This window comes from Luteibacter sp. dw_328 (genome assembly GCF_018449605.1).
GTDB lineage: Bacteria > Pseudomonadota > Gammaproteobacteria > Xanthomonadales > Rhodanobacteraceae > Luteibacter.
This window is the reverse complement of record NZ_JAAVUW010000003.1, coordinates 439459-450861: the sequence shown is the minus strand read 5'-3', so window position 1 is coordinate 450861 and position 11403 is coordinate 439459. Positions and strand designations below refer to the sequence as shown.

The 11403-nt window shown below is 64.6% G+C and carries 9 protein-coding genes; 5 read left to right on the top strand and 4 right to left on the bottom strand.

The window, feature by feature from the left end; translation table 11 throughout:
- Positions 1-6 precede the first annotated feature (6 nt).
- From HB634_RS09895 to HB634_RS09885, 3 genes are all read left to right on the top strand, one after another.
- A complete protein-coding gene (locus HB634_RS09895) occupies positions 7-894 on the top strand; it encodes a LysR family transcriptional regulator (RefSeq protein ID WP_213948442.1) in 888 nt (295 codons plus the stop codon).
- Between the two features lie 80 nt (positions 895-974).
- Positions 975-3218: a DUF5916 domain-containing protein gene (locus tag HB634_RS09890; protein WP_213948441.1), complete on the top strand. Its 2244-nt coding sequence runs from the start codon at positions 975-977 to the stop codon at positions 3216-3218.
- Positions 3219-3251: 33 nt separating this feature from the next.
- Positions 3252-5099 (top strand): glycoside hydrolase family 15 protein, encoded by a 1848-nt coding sequence (locus tag HB634_RS09885; protein ID WP_213948440.1) that lies wholly within the window; start codon positions 3252-3254, stop codon positions 5097-5099.
- Here the strand turns inward: HB634_RS09885 and HB634_RS09880 are convergent.
- The 3 genes from HB634_RS09880 to HB634_RS09870 all read right to left on the bottom strand — a co-directional run bounded on the left by HB634_RS09880 (position 5096) and on the right by HB634_RS09870 (position 8225).
- Positions 5096-6286 (bottom strand): DUF1501 domain-containing protein, encoded by a 1191-nt coding sequence (locus tag HB634_RS09880; RefSeq protein WP_213948439.1) that lies wholly within the window; start codon positions 6284-6286, stop codon positions 5096-5098. The genes HB634_RS09885 and HB634_RS09880 overlap by 4 nt on opposite strands.
- Before the next feature lie 8 nt (positions 6287-6294).
- Positions 6295-7803: a DUF1800 domain-containing protein gene (locus HB634_RS09875; protein ID WP_213948438.1), complete on the bottom strand. Its 1509-nt coding sequence runs from the start codon at positions 7801-7803 to the stop codon at positions 6295-6297.
- Positions 7804-7925: 122 nt separating this feature from the next.
- Positions 7926-8225, bottom strand: a complete 300-nt coding sequence (locus tag HB634_RS09870) for a hypothetical protein (protein WP_063572435.1) — start codon at positions 8223-8225, stop codon at positions 7926-7928.
- A 98-nt stretch (positions 8226-8323) separates the two neighbouring features.
- Here HB634_RS09870 and HB634_RS09865 point away from each other — a divergent pair, with 98 nt between their 5' ends.
- A complete protein-coding gene (locus HB634_RS09865; protein WP_213948437.1) occupies positions 8324-8920 on the top strand; it encodes a class I SAM-dependent methyltransferase in 597 nt (198 codons plus the stop codon).
- 4 nt (positions 8921-8924) lie between these two features.
- Here HB634_RS09865 and HB634_RS09860 read toward each other — a convergent pair whose 3' ends face one another.
- Positions 8925-9707, bottom strand: coding sequence for a CPBP family intramembrane glutamic endopeptidase (locus tag HB634_RS09860; protein WP_213948436.1), 783 nt, complete (start codon positions 9705-9707; stop codon positions 8925-8927).
- 120 nt (positions 9708-9827) lie between these two features.
- Between HB634_RS09860 and HB634_RS09855 the strand changes: the two genes are divergently transcribed.
- Positions 9828-11402, top strand: a complete 1575-nt coding sequence (locus HB634_RS09855; RefSeq protein WP_063572438.1) for a TerC family protein — start codon at positions 9828-9830, stop codon at positions 11400-11402.
- The last annotated feature ends 1 nt before the right edge of the window (position 11403 follow it).

Here is an 11403-nt window from a genome sequence, read left to right as displayed (position 1 = left end):
CGGACAATGCGTTCAGGACTGACGGAATTCGAGGCGGTGCTGGCGGTGGCCCGGCTGGGAAGCTTCCGCGCCGCGGCGGCCGAGATGGAGATGTCGACCTCGGCACTCAGCCAGTCGGTGGCTTCCCTGGAAGCCCGATTGGGAGCGCGGCTATTCCATCGGACGACACGCAGCGTTCGCCTTACCGACGCTGGCGAACGGTTCGTGGCCGACCTCGCGCCGGCCGTCGCGGGCATCCGCGACGCCATCGACCGCGCAGGCGAAGAGGCGGCGACACCCAGCGGTACCTTGCGCCTCAACTCCTCCACCGGCGCCGCACGTTGGCTGATGCTGCCGTTCCTCATCCCCTATCTGCAGCGCTATCCGCACGTCCATCTCGATCTGGTCACCGAAGAACGCATGATCGACATCGTTCGAGAGGGCTTCGACGCCGGCTTCCGTACCGTCGACACGGTGCCCGGCGACATGATCGCCGTGCCGATGGGGCCGCCTATCCGTTTTGCCGTGGTGGGCTCACCTGCCTACTTCGCGGCGCACGGCCGGCCGCAGACACCTGTCGATCTGGCAAAGCATCGCTGCATCCGAGCCCGCATGCCTGCCGGGCATATCTACCACTGGGAATTCGAACGCCACGGCGAGGCGGTCAGCATCGACGTGGAGGGGCAGGTGACGCTGGGCCAGCCCGACCTCATGCTGGAAGCCGCCCGCGCCGGCCTGGGGCTGACCTACCTGACCGAGTTCAACGTGGCGGAGGATCTTGCGGCCGGCACGCTGGAGCGCGTCCTGGAGGACTGGAACCCTCCCTTCGACCGGCTGTGCCTGTATTACCCGGGCCGACGCCACGTGCCGGCCACGTTGCGTGCGCTGATCGACCTCATCAGGGAGCGTGACTGAGCGCATGGGCCAAGGGTCATGGCAAACCTTTGCGAAGCGGGCGGCATCCTATCCGCAAGATTCCACGTCCCGGATGACCCATGCATCGCCGCTTCGCCCTGTTCGCCACGCTCTGCCTCGCTGCTTGCTCGGTCCACGCCGAGGTAACGATCGACGGCCACATCGACCCGACGGAATGGGCGGGCGCGCAACACATCACCGACTTTCGCGACACCCAGCCCAAGACCGGTAAGCCTGGCAGCCAGCCGACCGAGGCCTGGGTGCTGTCCACACCGAAAGGCCTCGCCGTGGCCATCCGCGTCACGCAGTCCGCCGATGTTCCACGCTCGAAGCAGCAGACGCGCCGCGACGAGGATGCCCTCGTCGACCGCATCAACGTCATGGTCGACTTCGACGGCGATGGCCGCGTCGGCTACGACTTCGAAGTGCGCTCGCAGGGCGGTGTCGCGGACGAGGTCATCACCAACGAATCCGACTTCAGTTACGACTGGGACGGTCGCTGGGACCACGCGGTCAGCGAAGACGCGGAAGGCTATTCGGTGGAAATCCTGATTCCCTGGTACATCGCGCCGATGCGCCGCGCCGAGGGCGACAACCGCCACATCGGCCTCTATATCGACCGGGTCATTGCTGCGACGGGTGAGCGCATGGCATGGCCGGCGATCAGCTTCGACCAGGGCCGTTTTCTTTCCAGTTTCCAGAAAGTTTCGTTGCCCTCCTACTCGCAATCGCTTTTCGCGGTGACGCCTTACCTGGTCGGACGGGTGGACCGTGGCCACGGCGGCGCATCCTTCCAGGAAGGTGCGGACATCGTGTGGAAACCGAACGGACAGACGCAGCTGACGGCCACGATCAATCCCGATTTCGGTCAGGTGGAGAGTGACGACCTCGTCGTGAACTTCTCGCCGGAAGAAACCTTCTTCACCGACAAGCGCCCGTTCTTTACCGAGAACCAGGGTATTTTCGACTTCAGCCTGCTCGACGATTACTCGCAACTGGTCTATACGCGGCGTGTCGGTGGCGAGTCCGATGATGGCCATGGTCCGGCGGATATCTCGGCTGCAGTAAAGGTTAATGGCAGCGTGGGCGACACCAGCTATGGCATCCTCACCGCGCAGGAAAAGGGTGATGACGGCCGCACGTTCGGTGCCTTGCGGCTCACCCAGACCGAGGGCACGCAGACCTTCGGCATGCTTGCCACGCGGGTGAATCATCCCTTCCTGGATCGTGATGCAAATGTCCTTGGTTTCGATCACCGCTGGCAACCGAGCGAGACGTTTACCCTTACCAGCAACATCGTCGGCAGCAAGATCGACCAGCCGCAGGCGAACGCATCCGGACTGGGCGCGACCAGCATCGCGTTCTGGGAGATGACGCCGGTATGGAGCCAGCAGTGGCTGGGCATGTACTTCGGGCATCGGCTCGACATCGACGACTTCGGCTATCTCCCGCGTAACGACATGGCATACCTGCATTGGGAAGTGCGGCAACGCGTGACCGATCTGCCGGCGGACTCTGCGTATGCTTCGCATCTGTGGCGCTACCGCGTCTCCGCGCAGGACAACACGGAAGGGCGGCGCATCTCCCGCCGCTTCCGCATCCAGCGTGACAGCCGGCGTCGCGATGGCGGTGATGAAGAGTGGCGGCTCGACGCGTTCACCGCAGCCTACGATGACCTGCTCACCCGCGGCGGTAACCCGTTGCATACGCCGCCAACCGCCAAGCTCACCTATGAGCGCGAGAGTCCGCGTATCGGCCACTGGAGCTGGAAGGACGAGGGCTTCATCGGTGGCAACCAACTCACCGGATACCACCGTCTCTCCTACTACTTCAAGTTCACCCCGACGTACTTTATTACCGATGCCTTTAGCGTCTTCGCCGGTGCAAGCTACGAGTGGGACCCGAACTGGTTGATCTGGCAGGACCGCGGTTCACAGGTGTCGAACCTGGTTGGCTCGTTCGACGGCCGGACCGTCGGCATCGACAGCGGTGTGAACTGGAATTTCGGCAACAAACAGGAGCTGCGCGTGAAGCTGCAGACCCTGGCCGTCGGCGCAAAGTTACGCCAGGCCTACGAGATCGACCCGGAAGGGCGTGCCGTGCCTTCAAACGAGCACGTAGACGGGCTGGGCGTGGCCAACCTTGGCTTCCAGATCCGCTACCGTTACGAGATCGCGCCACTGTCCAACCTCTACATCGTCTACAACCGTGGTGGTTATCAGCAGGACACGGAGGACGAGCTGGGCTCGCAGTTCCGTCGCGGCTTCGGACTGAAGGACATCGAGGAAGGCCTTGTGAAGGTGGCCTACCGGCTGGAGTTCTGACGTTCTTCACGTGGGCTATGGCATTTCTCCGCCATGCATCAGTCCAGCACCCGTGCCGCGCGCGATCCGCTCAATCCTGTGCCCGGCCGTAGCATCGGCGAGCACGGGATCATCGGCAACCTCGACACCACGGCGCTGGTCGCCAGCGACGGGACCATCGATTTCATGTGCTGGCCCCACATGGACAGTCCTACGGTTTTCGCGGGTCTGCTGGATCCGGAGAAGGGTGGCGAGTTCACGGTAACGCCCGATCTGGCCGACGCACGCACGATGCAGCTGTACGTGCCGGAGACGAACATCCTGATGACCCGATGGATGGCGGCGGCGGGTAGCGTGGAGCTCACCGACTTCATGCCGCATCCGGCGACCGATCCACGCGTGCCGGTAAGCGTGCTGCGCTGCATCCGCGTTCCGCGCGGCAACGTGCGCATCCGCGTGAACTGCCGTCCACGGCTTGGCTATGCCCGTAGCGTGCCGCAGGTGGGAGTTTACGGCGACACGGTCGTGTTCCACGACGGCCCGCAATCGCTGCGCCTGGGGTCGTCGGTGCCGGTCATGATCGATGACGACCAGGGCGGCGCACACGCCGAAGTTGAACTGGGCCCGGGTGACGAGGTGTGGTTTGTCCTTTGCGACGAGGCCCATGATCCGCTCGATGCCCTGGAGTGCAGGGCGGCGTTCGACGACACCGCTGAGGCATGGCGACGCTGGACGCGAAAATCCAGTTATCGTGGACGCTGGCGCGAGCGCGTCGATCGTTCGGCCCTCGTCCTCAAACTGCTGACGTCGCACCAACACGGATCGATCGCTGCAGCGGCGACGTTCGGTCTGCCGGAAGCGACGGGCGAAGGGCGAAACTGGGATTACCGCGCCACCTGGATTCGCGACGCGTCGTTCACCGTTTACGCCTTCATGCGGCTCGGCTATATCGAGGAGGCGGAGCACTTTCGCCGATGGGTCGAAGCGCGTCTGACGGATCTGGACGAGCACGCCGAGCTGCGCATCATGTACGCGATCGATGGTAGCGAAGCGGCCGACGAGGACGTCCTGGATCATCTCTCCGGCTATGCGGACTCCCGGCCCGTGCGGATCGGCAATGCGGCGCGCAGCCAGACCCAGCTCGATATCTTCGGCGAGCTGATGGATAGCCTTTACCTGGCCAACAAATACGGCCGGGCGATAAGCCGCTCCGGCTGGTTGCACGTGGTGCGCATGGTCGATCACGTGCGTCGCCATTGGAAGGAGGCCGATGAGGGCATCTGGGAGATCCGCGACGCGAAACGTGAGTTCCTGCATTCGCGGCTGATGTGCTGGGTGGCGCTCGATCGCGCGGTGCGTCTGGCCAGCAAACGCTCGCTGCCCGGTCCCATCGTCGAATGGGCGGCCGAGCGCGACCGTATCGCTGAGGACATATGGACCCACTTCCGGCATCCCGAACACGGCCACTTCGTGCAGGCGAAGGGCGGCACCGACCTGGATGCCTCCCTGTTGATGATGCCGCTGGTTCGTTTCGTGTCTGCCACCGACCCGGTCTGGCTCGCTACCCTGGACGCCATCCGCGACCAGCTCACCGACGACGGCATGGTATTCCGTTACCGCAACGACGACGGGCTGGAGGGCGGCGAGGGCGCGTTCACCACGTGCACGTTCTGGTACGTGGAATGCCTGGCGCGCGCCGGTCGTCTGCACGAGGCGCGCGAGATCATGGCGCGCGGCGTGCTGTATTCGAACCACCTCGGGCTGTTCTCCGAAGAGCTGAGCCTGCGGGGCGAACAGCTCGGCAATTTCCCTCAAGCCCTGACGCATCTTGCGTTCATCAGCGCGGCGTTCTATCTGGATCGCCAGCTGACGGACCCCGACGGGCAGACCTGGCAGCCCTAAACGAGCTGCAAGTCGCGTGGCTTCGCTCCCGGGAACACCTTGGCGAGGTCGGCATCGGACAGCCCGTACGTGCGGCGCATCAGACCGCCGAGCACATCGCGGTAGTTGTTGAGCACGGGGTAGTCGCGGTTCTGCAACAGGCTCCCTGCGTTCACCGCGACCTGTTGACCGGCGACACGGCCGCCGTTGACCTTGCCGCCGAGAACCCAGTACGTCGTGCCGTGACCGTGATCGGTGCCCTTGTTCCCGTTCTCGCGGAAGGTGCGCCCGAATTCAGATACGACGACGACGACGGTGTTGTTCCACTCGGCCTCACCGAGGCCATCGGCAAAACTTGCAAGTCCCTGCCCGAGATTGTCGAGGTTGTTGGCGAGCTGACCATCGGCTCCGCCCTGGTTCACGTGGGTATCCCAGCCGCCCACATCCACGAAGCCGAGCCGGAAGCGATCGCGCATGAGCGTGGCCATGCGCTGGCCCTGCTGCGCGAAGCCGCGTGCGTTAACCGCGCCGCGGCTGGCAGCGACCATCTCGGTCTGCAGATCCTGCGACACCTGCTGGCGAAGTTCCAGTCCGTCGGTAGCCGCTGCCTGCAACGACGTGCCCTCGTACATGCTGGCAAGAATCTTCGACTGGCGGTCGTCGAAAACCGCCTTGCTGCCGCCCTTGAGTGAGATGTTCGGAATGTCGCCGGCACCGCGGAACGATAGCGGCAAGGCATCCGTGAAGGCGATCGGCGGCGAGCCGCGCAAGACGCCCGAAAGACGGCCCATGAACCCCGAGCCGTAGTTGCGCGCATCTCCCGCTTCGCCGGCTTCGATATTGTCCTGGGTCTCGAAGTGACTGCGTGAGAGATCGTCTGTGCCCGAGAACGGAATAAAGGCGAGCTGTCGCTTATCCCACAAGGGGCCCATGGATGCGGCGAGTGCCGGCGTGAGGCCCCAGTTCGCATCGAGCGCACGAACGGCTTTCGGATTGCCCGTATCGGGCTTTGCCAGCGCGATGCTAGGCCGCGATTCGTAATAGAAATCGCTTGAATAGGGCACGAGCATGTTGTTGGCGTCGTAGCCACCGCGGAGGAATACCAGCAGGAAACGCGGTGACGATGCGGGCGCGGCAAACACCTTGCCACCCAGCATGAGGGCGGGCACGGTAGCGGTGGCGGCTAGCAGGAACTGGCGGCGATCCATGGGAGGCCTCAGCGGTAGTTGAAGTCGGGGGACGAGAGCAGGAAGGTGTTCCATTCCTGCTGAGATGTGGCCTGGGTGAGCGCATCGCGCGTCTTCGGTGCCAGGTACGGCTCGATGGTCGCGTAGTACGTCGGTGTGGTCAGCTGCGGAAAACCGCCGCGAGCATGGGTGCCGGCTTCGTCAAGGTCGAACAGGTGATTCGCGCCGCTACCGATCGATCTCGCGATCTCGAAGCGCTTGGCCACCTGGCCAGAACTGGACCATTCCGAATCGTTGGTCGGCCAGCCATCCGGCGTGATCCGGCCGAACGGCGCCTGGCCGAGCTGGCTGATCCAGTTCACCAACGGGCGCGGGTTAGCGACGGGCTTGCCGTCGTAGGCCAGGCGCATCGTCGAGACAAGGAACTGGGTCGGATCCTTATAGCGCTTGCCAAGCGACGCCGTGAACGCCTTCGACGTCAGCATCGTGTCCATGACGGCGGCGATATCGCCGTCCGTGTGACGAAACGTCTTGGCCATGGCCTTGACGAGCTCGGGCGGCGGATCGTTGGCGACGAAGTACTGCGCCAGCTTCGTCGAGATGAAGGTCGCGCACGCCGGCTGGCTCACGATGAGGTCGACGGCCTTCTCCACTTCGTCGAAGCCGCCGCCCTTGATCGGCTTGCCGAGCAATAGCTTGTCGCTGAAGTCGTGACGGTTCGGATTGAACTCGAAGACGCCTTCCTGCACGTAATACGCTTGCATGTCGGGCTTGAGCTTGCGCGGCTGGCCGTCGAAGTTCACGCCCACGCCCGTGAGGATGCGTGCGAGGTTCTGCACGTCGTCCTGGCTGTAGCCGCTACCAACGCCAAGCGTATGCAGCTCCATCAGCTCGCGCGCGTAGTTTTCGTTGATCTTGTCGCGTGCGTTCTGCACGTTGTCCAGATACTCCAGCATGGCGGGGCTCTTCAGCGTGGCCATGACCAGGTCGCGGAATTTGCCCAGTGCATGCGGCCGGATGGTGTTCTGCGCATAGTCGGCGACCGCCCAGCGCACACGACCCTTTTGCTGGAATACGCTGAAGTGGTTGAGCCAGAACCAGACCATCTGCTCGCGCAGCTGGTTCTCGTCGTAGATGGCGTAGAGCAACTCGGTCGCCTGTGCTTGCTGCGCGTACTCGTTGCCCTGTTTCTGCAGGGCCTTCTTCGCTTCCTGTTTTCCATCGCCATCGGGCATGGCGTTGATATCGCGGTACTGGTCGCGTACCTGCGCCACCAGGGTCGCCATGGGTGTCCTGGTGACATCGAAGCCGTCGATCTGCGCGCGCACGTCGGCAGGAAGGCCATCCGCTTTGGGATGCAGTTGCCGGTCGAGGAAACGCCGCCGACCGAGGTCGCGGTAGCTCGCGATGGTTGCCGAGTCCACACCAAAGGTCACCCGGTCCAGCCAGGCGACGTCTTCCTTCGACAGGGCATCGTCGCGCGCCGCGGCAGGCAAGGCGACGAAGGCGAAAAGTACGGCAGCGGCCAACGCTCGCATGGAACCTCCGGTTTCGGTGTCGCTACACCTTAAACGGGTGCCGGCGCCGAAGGTTTACCGCCACCTGACCGCAAGAACCTGTGACCTGGCCCGCTGCTGCGGGATCGCCGATGAATCGGCTCCTACATTTCTATTTCGTCGTCGCCGATGAATTCGATGGCGGCCTCGCGGTTGCCGGCCGTTTCCTCGGCGACCTCACGCACGCGCTCGCCGACTTTATCGTTCGGCACTTCGACCTCAACGGTGAAGGTGCGGGAACCGACATCGTCGGATAGTTCGCTCGAGCTGGAATCGTCGCGGACGCCCATGCCGAAGTCGTCGATCTCTTCCACGCGTTCCACGCGGTCGATGCCGTGGATGGCGGTGACGACGTCGTCGAAGATGTCGCGGTCGCCGGTAATGCGGAGCTGGATGCGGGGCATGGGGTTCTCCTCGATCAATGACCTCCGATGCTGCGGCCGGGCATGTATGCCCGAAGTGTAGGCCCGGCTAACATGGGCGTTTTCGGCGGCTGTACACCATGCCCAAGTCCTACGACCAGGCCTATTTCGACAAGTGGTACCGGAGTGCGGACCACGCCGTGGGCTCGCCCGCCGAGCTTAACCGCAAGGTCGCCATGGTCCTCGCCCAGGCCGAGTTCTATCTTGGCCACCCGGTACGCAATGTTCTCGACATCGGTTGCGGCGAGGCACCCTGGCGGGCCGTCCTGCGGAAGATGCGGCCCGGGATCGAATATCGCGGGCTCGAGGCAAGCGAATACGCCGTGGCGCGTTACGGCCGCTCGCGAAACATCGGCTATGCGCGTTTCGGCCAGCTCGCCGAGTTGCGCTTCGATACCCGCTTCGACCTGATCGTCTGCACCGATGTGCTGCATTACCTCAAGCCCGCGGAAATCCGCGCCGGCCTGACCGGTATCGGCGAGATGCTCGAAGGCCTGGCCTTCCTGGAGCTCTATACACGCGAGGACGATCCCGGTGGCGATCGCGAAGGTTTCCTGTCACGACCGGCCCGCTGGTACCGGGCCGCGTTCAACGAGGTGGGGCTGCTTCCCGTCGGTTCACAGTGCTATGCCGGGCCGCGTCTGTCTCGCCACGTGGCATCGCTCGAGACGCTCTGACCCCTCAGGTACTGAAGAACCAGCCTGCCGTCGCCAGCGCATTGTTGGCGGCGTGGGCCACGAAGCCGGGCCAGATCGACCCGCTGCGCACCCGTAGCCATGCGCAGAAGACACCGACCAGGATCAGGTTGGGCACCGCATACCAGAGCCAAGCCAGATCGGGCAGGTGCACCGCGCCGAAGACGATGGCGGAGATCGCGACGGCCCAGCCGTCACCGAGGCGCGTGCGTAGCACCGAGAGCAGCGCACCGCGGAAAAGCACTTCCTCGACCAGCGGGCCGACCAGCACGACGGCCGGGAGCAGGGCGACCCGCATGCCGACGTGCGCGCGATCCGCGATGTCGGTTACTGTCTGGCTCACGTCGTGGTCGCCCGCCAGGAACTGGGTGAGCAGGCCGCCCAGCAGCGGCGCGAGGATGCCGAGCGCCGTGCCGATCACCACGTAGCGCCCCGGCGGCTCGGTGAAGCCGAGACCACCGCGGCCGCCGTCGACCGTTTTTGCCGCCCAGCGTCGCACAATCCATGTTACGACCACCCCCGCGGCGCACAGGAGCGTAAGGATCACCACCACGATCAGCCGATCGGGCTGGTCCGGCACGGCCGTGGGGAAGGTCCGGGCGATCAGCTGGGAGGCGCCCCCGAACGCGCCGCCGAAGCCCGCCTGCAGCGCGAAGTAGGCAAGGATGGTCAAGGCCGTCTCGATCGTCCCGGGCGTTCGTGCCGGCACGTCGGAGGGGGTGGGGGCGGTGTCCAGGGGAGCGGAGGAAGGCGAGAGATCGTGAGGCATGAGCCACCGTAGCCGACGGCATGGGCGACCGCAACGGCGCTTCTGGCACAGACCGTCATGTGCCCCCTGTATAGTGTTGCGTCCCTTCCGGAGGAAACCGGGCGCCTTCCGCGCCGACCCATGTTCGCTTTCGACTGGCTTGCCGACCCTTCGGCCTGGGCGGGTCTTCTCACGTTGATCGTGCTGGAGATCGTTCTCGGTATCGACAATCTCGTCTTTGTCGCGATCCTCGCCGACAAGCTTCACGCCCGCCAGCGCGACCAGGCGCGGCTCATGGGTCTCGGCCTGGCGCTGGTGATGCGCCTGTGCCTCCTCGCCGCCATGTCATGGCTGGTCACGCTCACCCGCCCGTTGTTCAGCTGGAACGGCTTCGGCCTGTCCTGGCGCGACCTGATCCTCGTGATCGGCGGCGCCTTCCTGTTGTTCAAGGCGACCCTGGAACTGCACGAGCGCCTCGAAGCCGACGATGACAACGACGGCAAGGCCGCGCGCCGCGCCAGTTTCTGGCTGGTCGTGGCGCAGATCGTCATCCTCGATGCCGTGTTCTCGCTGGATTCGGTGATCACCGCGGTCGGCATGGTGGACCACCTGTCGATCATGATGATCGGCGTGGTGATCGCGATGGGCCTGATGATTACGGCGAGCAAGCCGTTGACCGTGTTCGTCAACGCGCGCCCGACGATCGTCATCCTCTGCCTGTCCTTCCTGCTGATGATCGGCTTCAGCCTGATCGCCGAAGGCTTCGGTTTCCACATTCCCAAGGGCTACCTGTACGCCGCGATCGGCTTCTCGATCATGATCGAGGCGTTCAACCAGACCATGCGGCGCAATCGCCGGCGATCGCTGCTGGTGGGTGGCCGGATCATGCGTGACCGCACGGCGAAGGCCGTGCTGCGTCTGCTGGGCGGTGCGCCGGACGACGAAGGCGACAACGGCAAGAGCACGCCTGCCACCGAGACCAACGACACGAGTGTGTTCGGCAAGGACGAGCTGGAGATGGTGCAGGGCGTGCTCGACCTCTCGCAGCGTCCGGTCCGCTCGATCATGACACCGCGTACCGAAATCGTCTGGGTCGATCCTGGCGAGGACCTGCAGACCTTGTTGACCGAGGCACGCGAGTCGTCACATCACTGGATGCTCGTCGCCAACGGCGATCTCGACCAACTGGTCGGCGTCGTATCGTCGCGCGACCTTCTCGCCAGCCTTGCCGACCACGGGCGCCTGGAAACCGAACGCGTCGTGCGCAAGCCCATCACGGTGCTCGAGTCGCTCAGTGTCCTTCGCCTCATCGACGAATTCCGTCGTGCGCCCCTGCAGGTGGCCCTGGTGGTCGACGAATACGGCAGCATCCTCGGCCTGGTGACACCGGCCGACGTGCTTGAAGTGATTGCGGGTGAATTCCCCGACGAGACCAGCGAGGGCGATCCGTCAGCGGTGAGTGAGCCGGACGGCGCGTGGCTGCTCGACGCAAGCCTGGATGTGCGTCGTGTGGAGCACCTGCTCGGCCACCGGCTGCCGGGAGCCAGTGACGGCAACTTCTCCACCCTTGCCGGTTTCGTGCTGCAGCAGCTGGGCCGTCTGCCCAGCGCCGGCGACCGCTTCGAAACCGACGGCCTCGCCTTCGAGGTCACCGCGATGGAAGGCGCCCGCATCCAGCGCGTTCGCGTGCTGGCACTGGCCAAAGACGACGAATGAA